16 protein-coding genes are annotated in these 20,556 nt (G+C 64.2%); 9 read left to right on the forward strand and 7 right to left on the reverse strand.

Annotation, left to right across the window (positions count from 1 at the left end; genetic code table 11):
- Positions 1-191: 191 nt before the first annotated feature.
- The 3 genes from coaE to AC07M7_RS03440 are packed head-to-tail and all read right to left on the reverse strand — an operon-like array spanning position 192 to position 2,946.
- A complete protein-coding gene (gene coaE / locus AC07M7_RS03430; protein ID WP_495206733.1) occupies positions 192-803 on the reverse strand; it encodes a dephospho-CoA kinase in 612 nt (203 codons plus the stop codon).
- A gap of 11 nt (positions 804-814) precedes the next feature.
- The gene (locus tag AC07M7_RS03435) at positions 815-1,678 is read right to left on the reverse strand and encodes a prepilin peptidase (protein WP_032128827.1); all 864 of its coding nucleotides are present in this window, start codon (positions 1,676-1,678) and stop codon (positions 815-817) included.
- Between the two features lie 8 nt (positions 1,679-1,686).
- On the reverse strand, positions 1,687-2,946 hold the full coding sequence (locus tag AC07M7_RS03440) for a type II secretion system F family protein (RefSeq protein WP_495206734.1): 1,260 nt from the start codon (positions 2,944-2,946) through the stop codon (positions 1,687-1,689).
- Between the two features lie 361 nt (positions 2,947-3,307).
- On the opposite strand from AC07M7_RS03440, the gene AC07M7_RS03445 reads away from it, so the two are divergent.
- From AC07M7_RS03445 to pilB, 6 genes are all read left to right on the forward strand, one after another.
- Positions 3,308-3,718 carry a pilin gene (locus tag AC07M7_RS03445; RefSeq protein ID WP_495206735.1) on the forward strand — a complete coding sequence of 137 codons (411 nt, stop codon included), beginning with the start codon at positions 3,308-3,310 and terminating at the stop codon, positions 3,716-3,718.
- A gap of 108 nt (positions 3,719-3,826) precedes the next feature.
- A complete protein-coding gene (locus tag AC07M7_RS03450) occupies positions 3,827-5,764 on the forward strand; it encodes a hypothetical protein (protein WP_495206736.1) in 1,938 nt (645 codons plus the stop codon).
- Positions 5,754-6,218 (forward strand): GtrA family protein, encoded by a 465-nt coding sequence (locus tag AC07M7_RS03455; RefSeq protein ID WP_495206737.1) that lies wholly within the window; start codon positions 5,754-5,756, stop codon positions 6,216-6,218. Before AC07M7_RS03450 ends, AC07M7_RS03455 begins: the two co-directional genes overlap by 11 nt.
- On the forward strand, positions 6,215-7,759 hold the full coding sequence (locus AC07M7_RS03460) for an NAD(P)/FAD-dependent oxidoreductase (protein WP_495206738.1): 1,545 nt from the start codon (positions 6,215-6,217) through the stop codon (positions 7,757-7,759). Before AC07M7_RS03455 ends, AC07M7_RS03460 begins: the two co-directional genes overlap by 4 nt.
- Before the next feature lie 96 nt (positions 7,760-7,855).
- Positions 7,856-8,833: a UDP-glucose 4-epimerase GalE gene (gene galE, locus AC07M7_RS03465; protein WP_495206837.1), complete on the forward strand. Its 978-nt coding sequence runs from the start codon at positions 7,856-7,858 to the stop codon at positions 8,831-8,833.
- A 116-nt stretch (positions 8,834-8,949) separates the two neighbouring features.
- Positions 8,950-10,677 (forward strand): type IV-A pilus assembly ATPase PilB, encoded by a 1,728-nt coding sequence (gene pilB, locus AC07M7_RS03470; protein WP_495206739.1) that lies wholly within the window; start codon positions 8,950-8,952, stop codon positions 10,675-10,677.
- Between the two features lie 83 nt (positions 10,678-10,760).
- Here the strand turns inward: pilB and AC07M7_RS03475 are convergent, their stop codons facing one another.
- Together AC07M7_RS03475 and AC07M7_RS03480 are read right to left on the reverse strand one after the other, a co-directional pair.
- Positions 10,761-12,134: a sigma-54-dependent transcriptional regulator gene (locus tag AC07M7_RS03475; RefSeq protein WP_337302840.1), complete on the reverse strand. Its 1,374-nt coding sequence runs from the start codon at positions 12,132-12,134 to the stop codon at positions 10,761-10,763.
- Positions 12,135-12,194: 60 nt separating this feature from the next.
- Positions 12,195-13,808 (reverse strand): sensor histidine kinase, encoded by a 1,614-nt coding sequence (locus AC07M7_RS03480; RefSeq protein ID WP_046985447.1) that lies wholly within the window; start codon positions 13,806-13,808, stop codon positions 12,195-12,197.
- 376 nt (positions 13,809-14,184) lie between these two features.
- Here AC07M7_RS03480 and sucC point away from each other — a divergent pair, with 376 nt between their 5' ends.
- The 3 genes from sucC (at position 14,185) to AC07M7_RS03495 (ending at position 18,065) form a co-directional block, all read left to right on the forward strand.
- Entirely contained in the window at positions 14,185-15,354 is a 1,170-nt protein-coding gene (sucC, locus tag AC07M7_RS03485; protein WP_004154430.1) for an ADP-forming succinate--CoA ligase subunit beta, read from the forward strand.
- Between the two features lie 20 nt (positions 15,355-15,374).
- Entirely contained in the window at positions 15,375-16,250 is an 876-nt protein-coding gene (gene sucD / locus AC07M7_RS03490; RefSeq protein WP_495206740.1) for a succinate--CoA ligase subunit alpha, read from the forward strand.
- Positions 16,251-16,430: 180 nt separating this feature from the next.
- A complete protein-coding gene (locus AC07M7_RS03495; protein ID WP_495206741.1) occupies positions 16,431-18,065 on the forward strand; it encodes an NAD+ synthase in 1,635 nt (544 codons plus the stop codon).
- A 92-nt stretch (positions 18,066-18,157) separates the two neighbouring features.
- Here AC07M7_RS03495 and AC07M7_RS03500 read toward each other — a convergent pair whose 3' ends face one another.
- Together AC07M7_RS03500 and AC07M7_RS03505 are read right to left on the reverse strand one after the other, a co-directional pair.
- A complete protein-coding gene (locus AC07M7_RS03500; RefSeq protein ID WP_495206742.1) occupies positions 18,158-19,360 on the reverse strand; it encodes a lipase family protein in 1,203 nt (400 codons plus the stop codon).
- A gap of 210 nt (positions 19,361-19,570) precedes the next feature.
- Positions 19,571-20,458 (reverse strand): outer membrane protein assembly factor BamD, encoded by an 888-nt coding sequence (locus AC07M7_RS03505; protein ID WP_447782391.1) that lies wholly within the window; start codon positions 20,456-20,458, stop codon positions 19,571-19,573.
- Positions 20,459-20,556 lie beyond the last annotated feature (98 nt).

The following is a 20,556-nucleotide window of genomic DNA, read 5'->3' on the forward strand; positions in this document are numbered from 1 at the left end:
CCGGCGTTGGTCGGCCCTGGCCCTGACGTCCGTGTAGAGCCGAGCCCATGCTCGGCTGCCTTGGGCTCCCGGAGCCGAGCATAGGCTCGGCTCTACAGTAGATCCACGCCCCGTATGGACGCCCGATCAGTAGATCCACGCCATGCATGGACGCGCTTCGGTAGTGCCGGCCGCTGGCCGGCAACCCGGCCTCAACCCCCAGCCAACTCCAGATACCGCAGGTGCAGCCGTTCCACCTGCACCTGCAGGTCTTCCGGCTGCCCATCATTGACCACCACATCGTCGGCCAGCGCCAAGCGCTGCGCGCGGCTGCCCTGGGCGGCAATCATCTGGTCGGCCAGCGCGGCGTCGATGCCGTCACGCAGCATCAGCCGGGCATGCTGCACGGCTTCCGGCGCATCCACCAGCAGCACCCGGTCCAGCCACGGATAGGCCTGCCGCCCACCAACCTCCGTCAACAGCGGAATGGCGGCAATTGCATAGGGGCTGGCGGCCTGCTCGCACTGCTGTTGCATCAGCAGGCGGATGGCCGGGTGGGTGATGGCTTCCAGTGCCGTCCGCTCGGCCGGGTCGGCAAACACATGGGCGCGCAGCCGGGCCCGGTCCAGGCTGCCGTCGGCCAGCAGCATGTCGGCGCCGAAACGCTCGGCGATACGGGCCAGCGCCGGGCTGCCGGCAGCCACCACGGCCCGTGCAGCCAGATCGGCGTCGGCCACCACGATCCCCAGCGCCTCGAAGCGCCGGGTCACCTCACTCTTGCCCGAGGCGATGCCGCCGGTCAGGCCAACCACATAGCGGCTCATGGGGACTCCCCTCAGCGCAGCCCGCTCATCACCAGGTACTGCTCCACCAGTGGCGCACCCCACATGAAGTACAGCCAGCCGGCGATGGCCAGGTACGGCCCGAACGGGATGGGCGTGGCGCGGTCACGGCCGCGGCTGTACAGCCAGATCGAGCCGATGATGGCGCCCAGCACCGACGACAGCAGGATGATCGGCAAGATGCCCTTCAGCCCGCACCAGGCGCCCAGGGCCGCCAGCAGCTTGAAGTCGCCGTGGCCCATGCCTTCCTTGCCGGTCAGCTGCTTGAACAGCCACCAGACCGTCCACAGCGACAGGTAACCCACCGCCGCGCCCACCAGGGCGGGCTTGGCCGGCATGTACAGATTGTCGATGCTGCCTATCAGCCCCAGCCACATCAGCGGCAGGGTCAACTGGTCGGGCAGCAGCTGCGTTCGCAGGTCGATGCCGGACAGGGCGATCAGGAAACAGGTCAGCACGATCGCGCCGAAGCCCTGCCAGCCGAAACCGAACTGCCAGACGCAGGCCAGCACCAACACCGAGGTCAGCGCCTCCACCAGCGGGTACTGCAGCGAGATCGGCGCCTTGCAGTGGCGGCACTTGCCGCCCTGGATGATCCAGCTGAACAGCGGGATGTTCTCGTACCAGCTCAGCTTGTGCTTGCAGTGCGGGCAGTGCGACGGCTCGACCACGATCCCCGGTGGGGGTGGTTCATAGAAGTCCGGTTCCTCCAGGACTTCGCGCGCATCGCGCTTCCACTGCCACTCCAGCCGCTTGGGCAGCCGCAGGATGACCACGTTCAGGAAACTGCCCAGCAGCAGTCCCAGGGCGGCCGCGGCGGGGTAGCCGAGGCCGGGGTGCTGGTCGAGAAATGCCATTGATACCTTTAGCCGACGACGGCGCCGAGTTTGAAGATGGGCAGGTACATCGCGATGACCAAGCCACCGACAATGGTACCAATGAACACCATGATCATCGGTTCCAGCAGGCTGCTCAAGGCATCCACGGCATTGTTGACCTCCTGCTCGTAGTATTCAGCCACCTTGAACAACATGGCGTCCAGGGCGCCGGCCTCTTCGCCGATGCCGGTCATCTGGATGACCATGTGCGGGAACAGGTTCAACTGCTTCATGGCCATGTTGACCGGGTAGCCGACCGAGACGTCGTCGCGCATGCGCAGCACGCCTTCTTCGTAGACCTTGTTGCCGGTGGCGCCGGCCACGATGCCCAGCGCCTCAACCAGCGGCACGCCCGCTTTGAAGGTCACCGCCGTGGTCCGGGCGAAACGAGCGATCGAGCTGTTGTGCATGATCTGGCCGATCACCGGCACCTTCAGGATGGCCCGATCCAAGCCATGCTGCATCTTTGGCGACCGCTTGTAGGCCATGATCGTTCCAACGACCGCAGCGACGATCACGATCACGATGGGCAGCCACCAGCTAACCATGAATCGAGATAGTCCCACGACCATCTTTGTGAAGGCCGGGAGGTCCGCACCGAAGCTGGTGAAGACTTCTTCGAATTGAGGGACGACCCATACGAGCAGGATGGTACTTACCAGAAAGGCCACTACCAGCACCATGGCCGGGTAGAACAGGGCCTTCTTGATCTTGCCCTTCAGCGCTTCGATGTTCTCCTTATAGGAGGCGATGGTGTCCAGCACCGTCTCCAGCACACCGGCGCTTTCACCTGCGCGCACCAGGTTGCGGTAGAGCTCGTCGAACTGGACAGGATGGCGGCTGATTGCCTCGTTCAGCGAAGAACCGCCCTCGATGTCAGCCCGGATCCCATCCACCATCTTCTTCATGCGCGGGTTCTTGTGCCCGCTGGCAATGATTTCCAGTGCCGAGACGATCGGCACGCCGGATTTCATCATCGTGGCCATCTGCCGGCTGAAGAAAGCGATGTCCTTGGCATTCACCGGCTTGCCAGCTGCGCCGAACAGCGGCTTCGGCTTCGGCTTGACCTGGCCGGGATTGATCCCCTGCTTGCGTAGTTCGGCGCGCACCAGATTGGCGTTCTTCGCCAACTGCTCGCCTTTCATCTTGATACCCCGCTTGTCGGTCCCCTCCCAGACAAACGGCTGCAGCTCCATGGTGCTACGCGCCACGGGCTCTTTCTTGATCGCATTGCGACTGACAGACATGTTGGCTCCCCAAGGCCCGCCATCCCCAGGCGGGCATCCTGACCGGCGATGGTAGCCGGTTCAAGGCCGTCCGGGGAGCCTGCTGGCGTGACGCCGCGCAGGGTTTTCGACCTGACGAGACGAAAGGTGACGTACCGCGTCACATTGCCGCGTCCATCGCAGATTGATCTCAGGGGGGTTCCCATCCGCGAAATTGCTGCCATCATTGGCGCGGGGAAATCGGGGAGACGCTGCCATGGCAGTTTGGCACGTAACCTGCGTTGATCCACCCGCGGGGACGGGCAGCCTGCTCATCCGGCCATCTGGCCGGTCGGTCGCCACCCCCGACATCAACCACCACTTATCTTGGGGATGTACCACCATGAAGAACCAGAAGGGCTTCACCCTGATCGAACTGATGATCGTCGTCGCGATCATCGCCATCCTGGCCGCTATCGCGCTGCCGGCGTACTCCGATTACACCAAGAAGTCGAAGGTCTCGGAAGTCGTGCTGGCGGCTTCGGCCCTGCGCACTGCCGTTGCTGAATATGCGTCGTCGAACAACTCGCTGCCGGGCAGTGGCTGGAGTGGTTACGAGGCCCAGTCGTCGAAGTACGTGAGCAGCGTCGGCTGGAACGGTTCGGTCATCACCGCAACCGCGCAGGGCATTGGTGCCGGCGTCGATACTTCGACCATCACCCTGACCGCCTCGCTGAACTCGACCAATGGCACTGTGGGCTGGACCTGCGGCGGTTCGATCCCGGCTAAGTATCGTCCGGGTAGCTGCCAGTAACCTGTCGTCTGCTGGCTTTTGCCAGCACAGTGTTATAGCGGTCCAGAAGCAGCCCCGCATAACGCGGGGTTTGCTTTTCATGGGGAACATTGGGGACGCGTTGTGGGGATGTCGACACTGCGCAGGCTTGCGCCATGGTGCTTTGCGCTGGCGCTTGTTATCTATCTGCGGCCATATACCGGAATACGCCATGATGCCACCTTGTATCTGGCGCAGGCGTTGCGCCTGCTCGACCCGGATATCTTCAACCGTGACTTGTTCTTCGTTGCCGGCAGCCAGGCCGACTTCACTCTGTTCCCGCAGCTGCTGGCGTCCTTGCTTGGCCACTTCCAATCTGGTGGCCTTTTTCTCGTCCTGAGCCTGCTCGGACGTATCGCATTCTACGGCGCCAGCTGGTATCTGATTCGAGCGCTGTTCCCACCAGCTTGGCGCTGGCCGGCATTGTTGGCACTCATCGTGATGCCGACACGCTATGGCGCCTACAGCATTTTTGCGTATGCCGAGCCCTTCCTCACGTCGCGTCCCTATGCAGAGGCGATGGCGCTTCTCGGGCTGGGGTTGCTGGTGCGGCGCAAGCACATGTCTGGCATCTTGGTGCTCGGCGCAGCCGGCATTCTTCATCCGCTGCAGGGGTTTGCCGCGGTGTTGCTGGCATGGTGCTGGCTGGTTCTGCACGACCGCCGCTGGCTTTGGTCGCTGTTGACGCTGGTTCCCGTCGTTGTCCTTGCGGTATTCCGTGTCGGGCCTTTTGCAGGCCTAGTGACGGCGATTGACTATGACTGGTGGGAACTCATCTACATGTCTAGTGGCCAGATCTATCTGGGTACATGGGAACCCAGGGACTGGTGCATTGTCCTAGCTGATTTCTACTTCCTTTACCTGTTGAGCCGGCGTACGCAAGCCGACAGTCTGCTCGCGCAGTTCTGTACCGCTGCTCTGGCCGCGTTTGCCATCGGCATGACGTTCAGCGCTGTGCTTGCAGATTTGCTGCAGCTTGTACTACCGGTTGGCCTGCAGTCGTGGCGCGTGCTGTGGCTCGTGCATTGGCTGGCAATGGCAGGTATTCCCTATCTAGTCTGGGAGCAGTGGCAGCGCACACCTCGTGAATGGGTGCCCGTGGTGCTCTTGGTGGCTATTGCGCTGACGGGTGCCAGTATCTCGCGGATCACGCTTCCTTGGGCTGTGCTCGGTCTCATCCCACTCCACATTCTGTGGCCGCATGCGACACGCAAAGTGAGTGCGCCAACTAGGGCGATTGTTTTGGTAGGGCTGGTTGCGGTAATTGTCGCGGCGGCATTCCGCTATCAGATGCGTGCGTGGCTGGTGTTCGAGGTGTTCGGTGGTGATTTCGAGCGGGTTCGCCAAGACGTCGTGATCCTGGGCTATCCCTTGTTTGCCGGAGCGCTGAGCTTCGGTCTGGTCTGGCTCTATGGGCGTGGCCCACGATGGGGGGCTCTGCTCGGGGCGTTGAGTATTGTTGGGCTGGTGGGCTCGTTCTTGCTCTGGGACTCTAGAAGTCCGTGGACGCGGGTAATGGAGGGATCCCCTGGCGCCAATGTGTTTGGTACCGCACTGCCGCGCGATGCAAGCGTCTACTGGTATGCAACCGAACCTTCACCGCTAGGGCCGTGGCTGGTGCTCAATCGCGCAAATTACTTCAGCATCTTCCAGTTGTCAGGGCAGATGTTCAATCGCGGCACCTCTATGCAGGGCATCCAGCGTCAGCTGCAGGTCGGGCCGGTCAATAGCCAAGGCGAGATCTGTGACATGGTCAATGCTGTCAACAAGGATCCGCATGCCTGTTGGATCGGAAAGCCAGGTCTGCAATACATGTGCTCACCCTACAGGGACGTACCGGCGCCGGACTATTTCGTTCTGCCGTTCCGGCAGCAGGAGCATGTACTGGGACACTGGACGCCCCGGCATCCAGACAGCGGGGCGCCGCTGGGCACGTTCTATCTCTACCGATGCAGTGACTGGGCTGGGCAGGGAACTCCAGAGAGCGAAAATCGGCTTCTCGACCCGGAGCGTTTGAATGAAACCTGATCGTGCCGTTCGCGGCTTGGTGCAGCAGATGCATGCCCGCTTCGCAATCGTGGCGGAAGGCACACGCTATCTGATGGCATCGGCCGTTGCCTTGTGCGTGGACCTCGGCACGTTTGCATTGCTCTCGCGCTGGTGGAGCGGCTGGTACTACGCCGCTGCAGGTGGCTTCCTTGCAGGAAGCGTGGTGGCCTATTTAATAAGCGTACGCTGGGTGTTCGCGCGGCGCGTGGTCAGCTCTGCCTCGGCGGAGCTGGCCATATTCGTGCTGATTGGTTGCTTCGGTCTGCTGGTCGTTCAGGGCGTGATGTGGGTCTGCATTGAGTGGCTTGGTGTGCCTGGGAGCATTGCCAGGCTCGTTGCGGTCGGGTTTTCGTTCACGTCGAACTTCGCATTGCGCAAGTTGATTCTTTTCCGGTCGCGGGGGCGCGAACGGGCCATCGGGGAGGTGGCATGAGCAAGCATGTAGTAATCATCGGTGCGGGTCCGGCGGGTTTGACTGCCGCGTTGGAGCTGGTGGGGCAGCCGGGTGTGCAGGTCACGGTGCTGGAGGCGGACGACTGCGTGGGTGGCATCTCGCGCACGGTCAATCACAATGGCAACCGCATCGATATTGGTGGGCACCGGTTCTTTTCGAAATCGGACTGGGTGATGCAGTGGTGGGCCAACCTGATGCCCATCGAACACACAGGCGACGTTCCGTTGAACCTTCGCTACCAGGGCCAGGTGCGTGAGGGCTTGCCGACGGGTGCACCTGTGGCAGAGAGCTCACAGCCGACGGCGATGCTGGTACGCAACCGCTTGTCGCGCATCTATTTCAATCGGCGCTTTTTCTCTTACCCGTTGAAGTTGAATGCGGACAGTTTCCGCAACCTGGGGTTGGGCAAGTCCGTATTGTTCGGTTTCAGCTACCTGCGCTCGCAGGTCAGCAAGATCGAGCCGGAAGTGAGCCTGGAGGACTTCCTCGTGAACCGCTTCGGGAAGCGTCTTTATCGACAGTTCTTCAAGGAGTACACCGAGAAGGTCTGGGGTGTGCCCTGCAACCAGATCAGTGCCGAATGGGGTGCGCAACGCATCAAGAGCCTGTCGATCACCAAGGCGGTGTTGCACGCTGCGCGAAGCGCGCTGGGCTTGAACGGGAAGGCTGAACAGACTTCATTGATCGAGCACTTCCTGTATCCGAAGCATGGCCCCGGTGAGATGTGGGAAATGGCTGCCGCGCAGTTCGTCGCGCGTGGTGGCACGTTGTTGATGAAGCATCGCGCTGTTGGCCTGGAAGTGGGCGAAGCTCTGGTGCACAGCGTCACCGTACAGTCCGGGACTGGCGAGGCCTTCAAATTGGAGTGCTCGCACGTGGTCTCGACCATGCCCGTGCGTGAGCTGGTGTCCGCCTCGCGGTCAAGCTGGCCCGAGGATGTGGCTGCGATCGCCGATGGGCTGCAATACCGTGATTTCATCACCGTCGGGCTGCTTTACGATGCTGCCGATCTTCCGCGGACACTGGGCGACAACTGGATTTACATTCAGGAGCCGGGTGTGAACGTTGGGCGCGTACAGGTCTTCAACAACTGGAGCCCGTACATGGTTCGTGACGCATCGAAGGTATGGATGGGGCTCGAGTTCTTCTGCCGAGAGACTGATCCACTGTGGAACATGGATGATGCCGACCTGCAGGCACTGGCCCAACGCGAGATGCTCCAGATCGGTCTGGTCACCGCTGAGCATGCGCAGGATGCAGTTGTGATCCGAGTACCCAAAGCCTATCCGGGTTACTTTGGTGACGCCTACGCTCAGTTCGACCGATTGCGGTCTGCATTGGATCAGGTGCAGAACCTGTTCCTGGTTGGGCGCAATGGTATGCACCGCTACAACAATCAGGATCACTCGATGCTGACAGCCAAAGAGGCTGCTGATCAGATCCTGTCCGGCAACGTGGACAAGAGTCGGCTGTGGTCAATCAATGTGGACGATGAATACCACGAAGAGGCCAACGCCTGAGCCCTGACAGCCCTCATGCTTCCTTCCTGGTGTCTGCCGGGGATTGGGGAGGGCTATAGTCCGGCGTGATATTCGATCTGATGTGGAGTCATGCAGATGTGGAGCGTCCTTGTCTGTGGAGGGGCGGGTTACATTGGTAGCCATATGTCACAGTGGCTGGCCGAACAGGGCCATGGCGTAACCGTGCTGGACAACCTGTCCACCGGTCACCGGCAGGCAGTGAAATGGGGGGAGTTCATCCAGGCAGATCTGCTGGACGAGTCTTCGCTGGCGCGTGCGTTCAGCGGTCGGCGCTTTGACGTGGTGATGCACTTCGCTGCGAATTCGTTGGTTGCGTCTTCAGTCGTCGATCCATTCTCCACCTATCGGAACAATGTGGCCGGCACGCTGAATCTGCTGGCACAGCTGCGGCGCCGGGATATAGGCAAGTTGGTTTTTTCATCCACGGCGGCTGTGTTCGGGCAGTCGTCTGCTTCCCTTATCGACGAACAGCAGCCGATGCAGCCGATCAATCCGTATGGTGCCAGCAAGTTGATGGTCGAGCGGATGCTTGCTGACGCTTGTGAGGCATATGGTTTGTCATCGGTGGTGCTTCGTTACTTCAATGCTGCCGGTGCTCTTCCTGAACACGGTATAGGTGAGGCGCATGCGTGCGAGACTCACCTGATTCCGAACGTGCTCAGGGCCGCCGCCGGGCAGGCGCCACCGCTGAAGGTATTTGGCGCGGACTACCCCACACCTGACGGGACCTGCGTACGGGACTATGTGCATGTGCAGGATCTCGCGCGTGCCCATGGGTTGGCGATGAACCTGATGGAGCGGAGTCCTGGAACCCATGACTTCAATCTGGGCAGTGAACAAGGCTACTCAGTCATGGATATCGTTGAGGCCGCGGCGAAGGTGGTCGGGCGCGCAGTACCTCTTGAAATCGTCGACCGCCGTGCTGGGGATCCGGCCCGGCTGGTGGCCTCCAGTGCAAAGGCACACCGGGAACTGGGATGGGAGCGAAGCTGGAAGGACCTGGTAGCCATCGTCGGAAGCGCCTGGGATTGGCATCGGGAGCAGCCGTTCTGAAGGCGGACTTTGGGTGTCTGGACAAGCGTTCACACGGGCTGCGCGGTTAGTATGTAACCCCTGTAGACAACACTATGGCCGTCACGGCGGCCGTCTTGGGCCAGTAAAGGAAGCGTATGAGCGCAGTCACCACCCCTAACCTCGTCGGCATCACCGGCCTGGCCCGCCGCCTGGTCCAGGATGGGGCCATGGATGAGGCCAGCGCCCGCGACGCCATGGCCAAGGCCGCGGCCGCGCGCCAGCCGCTGCCTACGTGGTTCGCGCAGAACAAGCTGGTCAGTGCCTCGCAGCTCGCCGCCGCCAACGCGGTCGAGTTCGGCATGCCCTTGTTCGACGTATCCACGTTCGATGCCAGCCAGAACGCGATGAGCCTGGTCAGCGAGGAACTGCTGCGCAAGCACAACGTGCTGCCGCTGTTCAAACGCGGCGGCAAGCTGTTCGTCGGCACCAGCAATCCGACCCATGCGCTGGACGAGATCAAGTTCCACACCAACTTGGTGGTGGAGCCGATCCTGGTCGATGAGGACCAGATCCGCCGCACGCTGGAACAGTGGCACGCCAGCCACGACACCATTGGCGATGCGCTGAGCGGCGATGACGAGGGTATGGCCAACCTTGATGTCGGCCTCGGTGACGAAGATGGGGCGGGCACCGACTCCGGCATCGACGCCAAGGGCGACGACACCCCGGTGGTGAAGTTCGTCAACAAGGTGCTGGTCGATGCGATCCGCAAGGGCGCGTCGGACATCCATTTCGAGCCCTACGAAGACGATTACCGTGTGCGCCTGCGCATCGACGGCCTGTTGAAGATGGTGGCGCGCGCGCCGGTGAAGTTGAACCAGCGCATCGCCGCGCGCCTGAAGGTGATGGCGCAGCTGGACATCGCCGAGAAGCGCGTGCCGCAGGACGGACGCATCAAGCTCAACCTGTCCAAGACCAAGCAGATCGACTTCCGCGTCAGCACGCTGCCGACCCTGTTCGGCGAGAAGGTGGTGCTGCGTATCCTGGATGGCAGCGCGGCCAAGCTGGGTATCGACAAGCTGGGCTACGAGCCGGACCAGCAGAAGCTGTTCCACGACGCCATCCACAAGCCGTACGGCATGGTGCTGGTGACCGGCCCGACCGGTTCGGGCAAGACCGTGTCGCTGTATACCGCGCTGGGCATTCTCAACGACGAGACGCGCAACATCTCCACCGCCGAAGATCCGGTGGAAATCCGCCTGCCCGGCGTCAACCAGGTGCAGCAGAACAACAAGCGCGGCATGACCTTCGCTGCCGCGCTGCGCTCGTTCCTGCGACAGGACCCGGACATCATCATGGTCGGCGAAATCCGCGACCTGGAGACGGCGGAGATCGCGATCAAGGCGGCGCAAACCGGCCACATGGTGCTGTCCACGCTGCATACCAACGATGCGCCGCAGACCATCGCGCGACTGATGAACATGGGCATTGCGCCGTACAACATCACCAGCTCGGTGACGCTGGTGATCGCGCAGCGCCTGGCACGCCGGTTGTGCGGCAACTGCAAGCGCCCATCCACTCTGCCGGAGCATGCGCTGCTGGCCGAGGGCTTCACCCAGGCGCAGCTGGATGCGGGCATCCAGTTGTACGAGGCAGTGGGCTGCGACGAGTGCACCGAGGGTTACAAGGGCCGTACCGGTATCTACCAGGTGATGCCGATGACCGATGAGATCGCCACCATCGTGCTGGCTGGCGGCAATGCACTGCAGATTGCCGAGGCGGCGCAGCAGATCGGGGTGAATGACCTGCGGCAGTCGGCGTTGAAGAAGGCGGCGGCAGGCGTGACCAGCCTGGCCGAGATCAACCGCGTGACCAAGGATTGACGTCGATCCACGCCATGCGTGGATGACGTCGGTCGGCATCGGGTCAGAGCCCTTTCCTGCGGAAAGGGATCCGACCCGGCTGATTACTCCATTCCCAGCTTCTTCAGCTTGTAGCGCAGCGCGCGGAAGGTGATGCCCAGCTGTGCGGCGGTGCGGGTCTTGTTCCAGCGGTTCTCTTCCAGCGCGCGCTGGATGGCACTGCGCTCCAGCTGCTCGATGTACGAGGGCAGGGCGGCGCTGCCAGGCTGCAGGTCAGCCACGGCTTCGGCAGGAGCCGCACCGCCGGGGACGCGCGGGGCATGCTGCGGCAGGCGCAGGTCGTCTGCACCGATGCAGTCTTCCTCGGCCAGCGCCAGCGCCCGTTCCAGGATGTTCTCCAGTTCGCGCACGTTGCCGGGGAAGGCGTACTGCGCCAGTGCCTCCAGCGCCGACGGCGCCAGCAGCGGGGTGGCGCGGCCGTGGCTGCGGGCCAGTCGTGCCAGCACTGCCGCGGCCAGCTCCGGCAGGTCCTGGCGCCGCTCGCGCAGCGGCGGCACCCTCAGTTCGATCACGTTGATGCGGTAGTACAGGTCGTGGCGGAAACGCCCGTCCTCGACCAGCTCGGCCAGATCGCGGTGGGTGGCGGAGAGGATGCGCACGTCCACCGGCTCTTCGTTGGCCGCACCGACCGGTCGCACCGACTTCTCCTGGATCGCGCGCAGCAGTTTCACCTGCATCTGCAGCGGCAGCTCGGCCACTTCGTCCAGGAACAGGGTGCCGCCGTGCGCGGCCTGGAACAGGCCGGGCTTGTCGGCGTGGGCGCCGCTGAAGCTGCCCTTGCGATGGCCGAAGAACTCGCTTTCCATCAGCTCGCCGGGAATGGCGCCGCAGTTGACCGGAATGAACGGTCCGGCCGCGCGCGCGCCCTGGGCGTGGATGGTGCGTGCGACCAGTTCCTTGCCAACGCCGGACTCTCCCAGGATGTAGACCGGCGCCTGGCTGCGCGCGACCTTGCCGATGGTGGTGCGCAGCACGTCCATGGCCGGCGAAGCGCCCAGCAGGCGTGCGCCTTGTTCGGCATTGGGGCCGGGCAGCGGGCGTTCGGCGTTGTTGAGTTCCAGTGCGTGCTTGACCAGTCCACGCAGCACGGCGATGTCCACCGGCTTGCTGACGAAGTCGAAGGCACCGGCCTTCAGTGCTTCCACGGCCAGGTCCATGCTGCCGAAGGCGGTGATCATCGCCACTGGCGTGCGCGGGTAGTGCTGGGCAATCTCGCTGACCAGTTCGATGCCGTTGCCATCGGGCAGTCGCATGTCGGTGATGCACAGGTCGTACGGATTGCTGGCCAGCAGCTCGCGCGCTTCGGCCAGGTTGGCGGCGGTACTGATACGCAGCCCCATGCGGCCGAGGGTCAGTACCAGCAGTTCGCGGATGTCGCGTTCATCGTCGACGACGAGGGCGCTGCGGGTTTCGTTCATGGGCGTGAAAGATAAACGAGGGGGCTGGAAGCGACAAATGTTTGACGCACAGAATCGGAATCAGGTGGGCAACAGCGTGTGCGGGCCGGGCAGCACCAGGCGGAAGCAGGAGCCGCCGGCCGGCACTGGAATGTAGTCCAGCCGTGCCTGGTTGGCCCGGCACAGTTCGCGGGCGATATACAGTCCCAGGCCGGTGCCATGCTCGGAGGTGGTGAAGAACGGCCGGAACAGCTGCGCGGCAACGCTCTCTGGAATACCCGGACCACGGTCCATCACGTCGATCACCGCGCTGCGCTCGTGCTGCGCCACGCGCAGCCGTACGCGTGCGGGTTGCTGGCCGATGCGGCCGTACTTCAGTGCGTTGTGCACCAGCACGGTCAGCACCTGGTAGAGATGCTTCGCATCGACCTGGGCCATCACCGAACTGTCGTTGATGATCGGCTCGATGCTGTCGGTCTCCAACGTCTGCCCCTGTTTGTACTCCAGCACGAAGCGGCGCACGAACGCGGCCAGGTCTACGTTCTCGGGGGTGGCGCGCTCGCGCCGGGCCAGGCCCAGCACGCTCTCGACAATGCCGTTGGTGCGCTGGCACTGCTGGCGGATGATCTGCAGCAGGCGGCGGTCGCTTTCGTTGAAGCCGGTGCCTTCCTCCAGCAACTGCACGGCGTAGTTGATCGCCGCCAGCGGATTGCGGATCTCGTGCGCCAGGCTGGCCGAGAAGCGCCCCATCGCCGACAGGGTGAGTGATTCGGCGCGGCGCGAGACCACGCTGGAGTCGTCCAGGAACACCAGCGCCAGTTCGCTGCCGGCCAGCAGGCGGGCAAAGCGCGGCTGTACCTCGGGCTGGTCGGGGTTGAGCTGCAGCGGCAGCTCGTCCTGCGCCCAGCCGTTGCGCCAGCGCTGCAGGCGGCGGGCCAGTTCCGGCGCGGCGCTGGTCAGGTCCAGGCGCCCACTTTCGCCGTTGCCATCGCTGTCGCCCAGCAGCATCGAGGCGGCTTCGTTGGCCAGGGTGATGCGGCTGTCGGCATCCACCACCAGCACGCCGGTGCGCATGCGGCGGATGATCAGTTCGTTGATCTGGAACAGGTTGGCCACTTCATCGCCGCGCTGGTTGGCCAGTTGCTGGTTGCGGCGCGCGCGGTTGCCCACCTGGAAGCTGATGAAGGCCAGCGCCAGGTAGCTGGTGGCGAACATCGCCAGCTCGGCGAGGGTGCGTGTGGGGTCGCCCCCTTCCAGTAGTTTCCAGCTGTATTCCGCACCCGTGGCCAGGCTGGCGGCGATCGCCAGGCCCAGGCCCCAGCTCAGTGGCAGCAGGGTGGCAGCAGCGGCGATGTTGAACAGCAGCGACATCGAGATGCCGGCGCTGGCACCGGGCAGTGCATGTGAGAGCAAGGTGGCGGCGATGATGTCGACCAGCACGCTGCTGACCACGATCGGGCGCAGCCAGCGCTCGTTGCGGCCGATCACCAGGGCCAGCAGCGACAGCAGCAGATAGATCGCCGCGACGGTATCGGCCAGGCGCGGGTGATGCGCTTCGCCGACCATGGCCGACAACGGGCTGTACAGCAGGCCGGCGATGACCGCGGCGATCAGCACCCGGTACAGCGCGAAGAAATACAGCTCACGCCGCGGAATCGATTCGATGCGGTCGATCAATGAAGCACTGGGTGACACGCCGGAACTCCCCTTCTGGCTGCCTGGGTCTGGAATCTGCGGCGGGCCTGCCTGGCATCCCCTGAAGCCGGCCGGTACGTCGCGTCGATGTGGCGTCGAGTCTGCTCGATTCGACCAGTATAGGGCCCCCGGGCGGGCGCCGTCGGCGCGGCCCGGATCGCGCATTTGGCCCGCTTTGGATACCGGTGGCCAGCGTCGGCCGGGGCGCAACTGCCTGAATGATGGTGGAAATCTGGCCGGGTCTGGCGTTTTGTACAGACTTCTTTGCGCCCCGGCGCTGGCTCGGCCACAATAGTGGGCCCGCCGCGGTCCATGCCGGCGCCCCGCCGGGGCCCTGAGGAATTGCGTGCGGTCGTTCCTATTCCCACGGTGACGCATGAATTTCCACGAATACCAGTCAAAACAACTGCTTGCCGAGTACGGCATCCCGGTCCCGGCCGGCAAGGTCGCTGCGACCCCGGACGAAGCTGTTGCCGCTGCCAACTCCCTGGGCCAGGGCCCCTGGATGGTCAAGGCGCAGATCCACGCTGGCGGCCGCGGCAAGGCTGGCGGCGTCAAGTTCTGCAAGACCACCGACGACGTGAAGGCCGCTGCGGCCAAGATGCTCGGCACCAAGATGGCCACCTACCAGACCGCTGGCGTTGAACTGCCGGTCAACCTGGTGCTGGTGACCACCGCCGGCGAGATCGTCAAGGAACTGTACCTGTCGGTGCTGGTTGACCGTGGCACCAAGACCATCACCTACATCGCTTCTTCGGAAGGCGGCGTGGAGATCGAGCAGGTCGCTGCTGAAACCCCGGAGCTGATCCACTCGCTGAACGTCGATTTCGTCGAAGGCGTGCAGGGTTACCACGGCCGTGATTTCGGCTTCAAGCTGGGCCTGACCGCCAAGCAGGCCGGCCAGTTCGCCAGCATCATGGTGAACCTGTACCGCCTGTTCAACGAAAAGGACCTGGCGCTGGTTGAAATCAACCCGCTGGCCATCCTGGACGACGGCAACCTGTACGCGTTGGACGGCAAGTTCGACAGCGACGACAACGCCGCGTTCCGCCAGAAGGCCCTGGTCGCCATGCGCGACAAGACCCAGGAAGATCCGACCGAAGTGATCGCTTCGGAGCTGGACATCAACTACGTCACCATGGACGGCAACATCGGCTGCATGGTCAACGGCGCAGGCCTGGCCATGGCCACCATGGACGTCATCAAGCTCAACGGCGGCGAGCCGGCGAACTTCCTGGACGTGGGCGGCGGTGCCAACAAGCAGCGCGTCATCGAAGCCTTCAAGCTGATCCTGTCCTCGGACAAGGTCGAAGGCATCTTCGTCAACATCTTCGGCGGCATCGTCCGCTGCGACATGATTGCCGAAGGCATCATCGCCGCCGTGAAGGAAGTGGGCGTCAAGGTTCCGGTCGTGGTGCGCCTGGAAGGCACCAACGTGGAAGAAGGCAAGCAGCTGCTGCGTGACAGCGGCATGGCCATCATCCCGGCTGACAACATCAACGATGGCGCCAAGAAGATCGTTGAAGCTGTCAAGAACGCTGCCTGATCCGACACCAAGGAATTCCCATGTCTGTTTTGATTAACAAGAGCACCAAGGTGATCGTGCAGGGCTTCACCGGCCAGCAGGGCACCTTCCACGCCACTCAGATGATCGAGTACGGCACCCAGGTTGTTGGCGGCGTGACCCCGGGCAAGGGTGGCACCACCCATATCGACCTGCCGGTCTTCAACACCGTTGCCGACGCCGTGCAGAGCACCGGCGCCAACGCTTCGGTCATCTACGTGCCGCCGCCGTACGCGGCCGACGCGATCCTGGAAGCCGCTGCTGCCGGCATCAAGGTCATCGTCTGCATCACCGAAGGCATCCCGGTGCTGGACATGCTGCGCGTCAAGAACGTGCTGACCCGTTCGCATCCGGACACCGTGCTGATCGGGCCGAACTGCCCGGGCGTCATCACCCCGGGTGAGTGCAAGATCGGCATCATGCCGGGCCACATCCACCAGCCGGGCAAGATCGGCATCGTGTCGCGTTCGGGCACCCTGACCTATGAAGCGGTCAAGCAGACCACCGAAGTCGGTCTGGGCCAGTCCACCTGCATCGGCATCGGTGGTGACCCGATCAACGGCCTGAACTTCGTCGACTGCCTGAAGCTGTTCAACGAAGATCCGCAGACCGAAGGCATCATCATGGTTGGCGAAATCGGCGGCGACGCCGAGGAAGCCGGCGCCGAGTACATCAAGAACCACGTGAAGAAGCCGGTCGTCGGTTTCATCGCCGGTGCGTCGGCTCCGGCCGGCAAGCGCATGGGCCACGCCGGTGCGATCGCCTCGGGCGGCAAGGGCACTGCAGAAGGCAAGTTCGCTGCCATGGAAGCCGCTGGCGTCGTCACCGTGCGTTCGCCGGGCGACCTGGGCGCTGCCATCGCCAAGCTGGTGAAATAAGATCGACTGCCTCCGGCTGACGATTCTGTAGAGCCGGCCGCTGGCCGGCTGCTTGAAACAGAAAGGCCGCCTCCGGGCGGCCTTTCTGCGTCTGGAATGGGATCAGATCCATTTTGCTGCGCAAAAGGGATCTGACCCCGGCGTTACAATGGCCGCATTGCAACCACAGGCTGGATTCCCATGGCTTCGATCCGCATCGCGATGGCGCAGTTCGACTTCCCGGTCGGCGATGTCGCCGGCAACACCGAGCGCATCATCGAGATGATCGGCCAGGCGCGCGACGAGTACGGCGCCGAGCTGGTGATGTTCCCCGAGCTGGCCGTGAGCGGTTATCCGCCGGAGGACCTGCTGCTGCGCCCCGGTTTCCTGTACGAATGCGAGCAGGCGATGACCCGCATCGCAACCGCCTGCCGTGGCATCACCGCCGTGGTCGGCTGGCCGCAGGCAGCAGGTGCGGTGGTCTACAACGCCGCCAGCGTGCTGCGCGATGGTCTGGTCGAGCAGACCTACCGCAAGCGCGAACTGCCCAACTACGCGGTGTTCGACGAGCGTCGCTACTTCGATGTCGATCCGGATGGCGGCAGCTGCGTGTTCGAGGTCAACGGCATTCCGGTGGGCCTGCTGATCTGCGAGGACCTGTGGTTCGCCGAGCCGCTGGCCGACACCGTGCGCGAAGGTGCGCAGCTGGTGGTGGTGCCCAATGCTTCGCCGTACGAGCGCGGCAAGCACGCCCAGCGCGATGCCGTGCTGGCCGCGCGTACCCGCGAGAGCGGGGCGGCGATCGCCTATCTCAATGTGGTCGGTGGCCAGGACGCGCTGGTATTCGATGGTGCTTCGGTGGTGGCCGACGGCGACGGTACCGTGCATCCGGCCGCGGCGGCCTTCGTCGACCAGTGGCTGGTGGTGGAGTACGACGGTGAAGCCCGCCGCTTCATGCCGCACGTGTGGATGGACGATGGCGACGAGAGCATGGACGCGCTGGCCTGGCGTGCTGTGACCCGTGGCATCCAGGACTACTGCCGCAAGAACGGCTTCAGGAAAGTGTGGCTGGGCCTGTCCGGTGGCATTGACTCGGCGCTGGTGCTGGCGATGGCCGTGGATGCAATGGGTGCCGAAAACGTCACCGCAGTGCGACTGCCGTCGCGCTACACCGCTGGCCTGTCCAATGATCTGGCCGCCGAACAGTGCCAGGCGCTGGGCGTGAAGCTGGAAGCGGTGTCGATCGAGCCAGCATTCAAGGGCCTGATGGAATCGCTGGCGCCGATGTTCGAAGGCACCACCCCGGACGTGACCGAGGAGAACCTGCAGTCGCGCAGCCGTGGCGTGATCCTGATGGCGCTGGCCAACAAGTTCGGCGGACTGCTGCTGACCACCGGCAACAAGAGCGAGTATGCGGTGGGTTACGCCACGATCTACGGCGACATGTGCGGTGGCTACGCGCCGCTGAAGGACCTGTACAAGACCGAGGTGTTCGGCTTGTCGAAGTGGCGCAACACCGTGGGCGGTGCGCCGGTGATCCCGCCGGCGGTGATCAGCCGCCCGCCGTCGGCCGAGCTGCGCGAGAACCAGCTGGACCAGGATTCGCTGCCGGCCTATGACGTGCTGGACGGCATCCTGTACCGCTACATCGACCAGGAGCAGTCGCGCACGGAGATCGTTGCGGCCGGTTACGACGCGGCCGTGGTCGACCGCGTGCTGCGCCTGGTGCGCATCAGTGAGTGGAAGCGGCACCAGGCCGCACCGGGGCCGAAGGTCTCGCGGCGTGCGTTCGGCCGTGAGCGCCGCTACCCGATCAGCAACGGCTACAAGGGCTGAGGGCAGGTCGCCGGGCATGGCCCGGCGCTACCAGGTCGTGCCGGCCGCTGGCCGGCAACCCCGTACACCACGTATCCACGCATGGCGTGGACCTACCGGGCTTCGTCGAGCAGCTGTTCGAGGCCGGCGGTTTCGGTGGCTTCGTCGAACGGGCTGTCCCCCAGCCGCGCACGCACGAACGCCAGCCCATCGGCTGCCGCCGCATCCAGCGTGCCGCGGTGGTCGACCGGATAGCGCCGGAATGCCACGGGCTCTCCACGCAGGGCCAGCCCCGCGGCATACAGCAGGGTGGTCAGGTACGGCACGTCGCGGTCCTCGCTGCCATGGCCCAGCATCAGCGGCTGGCTGAAACCGCGGCGCGGCACGCCCAGGTAGTCGTGCAGCAAAGTCCAGATGCCCGCCACGTCGGTCAGCGGTGCGGTGAACATCGCGCCGGTATCGGCGCCTTCCAGCGTGGCGGCCAGTTCGCCCAGGCATTGCCCACGCGCCAGCGCGACCCGTGCACGCCCCTCATCGCTGAGCACGCGGTCGATCTGCGGGGCGACCTGCAGCAGGCCATCCAGCAGATAGGCGTGATAGGCGTTGAGCGCGCCGGGATTGGCGGTGCGGTTGTCCGGTTTCATCACCAGCGCGGTCAGCTCGACAGCGGTGGGCGTGCCGGTGGTGAAGCTGCCGCGGTACCGCAGTGATGGTCCGCCGTAAGCATCTGCGATGTGGCCGGCAGCAAGTGCGGCGGCACCGCCCTGCGAATGACCAACCGAGACCCAGCGCGGCGACAGCGTGGTGCGGCCGAGGTATTGATGGCTGGCCTTGACCAGATCGATGGCGTTGCGTGCGGCGGTGCGCACGTGCAGGTAGGCGTGGTCACCGGGGCTGCCGAGGCCCTGGTAGTCGGCGGCGACCACGGCATAGCCCTGTGCCAGGAACAGGTCGAGGAAACGCCCGTCGCGTTCAGGCTGGTAGGGGCCGGACACGGAGGGGGCGCAGCGATCGGCGATGCCCTGGGTGCCGTGTGCCCACGACACCACCGGCCAGCCACCGACCGGAGCCGCGCCGCCCGGCAGGTACAGCAGGCCGGTGCCTTCGGCCAACTGGCCACGGTGGTCTGGGGTGCGGTAGTGCAGCTTGTAGGCCTGGGCGGCCGCAGACGGCACCCAGCTGGCGCGATAGGGCGCGGCGGAGAGCAGGTCGCCGGGTGCGGCCGGGGTGGCGCCCAGCGGGCCGGAGGCCAGCGCCAGCACGGCCGAAGCGATCAGGGTGGGCAGGGGCCGCAAACGGCGGGGCGGTGGGGTCATGGGGCGCTCCTTGCCGGCCAGGATGGCCGTTGCGCCGCAGTGTGGAGGGCCTTGCCCGCGCCGATTGGGACCGGCATCGCATCCACCGGGAATTCGGAGAATTCCTAGGCGGCACCCGGGAAGCCGTCGCGCGTTGAGCGTCCTGCAGAGAGCAGACGAGCACGGCTCGACTCTACAGAAAGAAGAAAGGCCCCTCGCGGGGCCTTTTTCTTATTTCTTTTCCAGTCGCGCGTTGCGCTGGCCGGTGCTGGCGGACTTCTCGCCGGCGAACGGGTTCAGCTTGCGGATCATCCACGGGTACTTCGGCCACTTGCCTTCCAGCCACGGGTGGTCCGGCTGGTTCAGCTGCAGGACGCGGCGGGCGTCGTCGGCCAGGGTCTTGTTGCCCAGGTGGGTGTAGGAATCGGCCAGGACGGCGACGGCGTCGTACTGGAAAGCGCTCTGCGGGTAGGTTTCCAGCAGGTAGTTGGCGCGGCCCGCGGCCGAGACCCAGGCGCCGCGGCGCATGTAGTACAAGGCGTTGTCCAGCTCGTGCTGGGCGAACACGTCACGCAGCTCCAGCATGCGCTGGCGCGCATCGGCGGCGTAGCGGCTGTTCGGGTAGCGGTCGACCACGATGTTGAAGTCGGAGTACGCCTGGTGCGGCGTGGACAGGTCGCGGCGGCTTGCATCCAGCGACCATACGCGGCGCAGGAAAACCGTACTGCGGTTGGAGTTGGCCAGGCCGCGCAGGTAGTACAGGTAGGCGATGTTGCGGTGGGTCGGGTAGGTACGGATGAAGCGGTCGATGCTGGACACCGCGTCATCGTGCTTGCCGGCCTTGTACTGGGCATAGGCGGTTTCGATCATCGCCTGTTCGGTGTACGGGCCGTACGGATACTGGGCCACCAGACGGCGGAAGCTGCCTTCGGCGCCGCTCCAGTTGCCACCCTGCATCAGCTTGTGGCTCTTCTCGTACAACTGTTCGACCGGCGTCCCTTCATCGGGGCGATCACCCTTCTTGGCACCACGATGGCAACCGGTGGCGGCGATGACCAGCACCAGCAACAGGGCGGTGAGGCGGACGGGCGCAGAGAGCATGACGGAGCGTCGGATCATGAGGTCGAGGCGGGACGCGGCTGGAATACGAAGGGTCGATGATAGCCTAGTGTCCTGTCCAGCGACTGAAACCGGCCGCCGGGACCCCAAAATTTCAA

The sequence above is a fragment of the Stenotrophomonas sp. GW821-FHT09E08 genome (assembly GCF_059416125.1).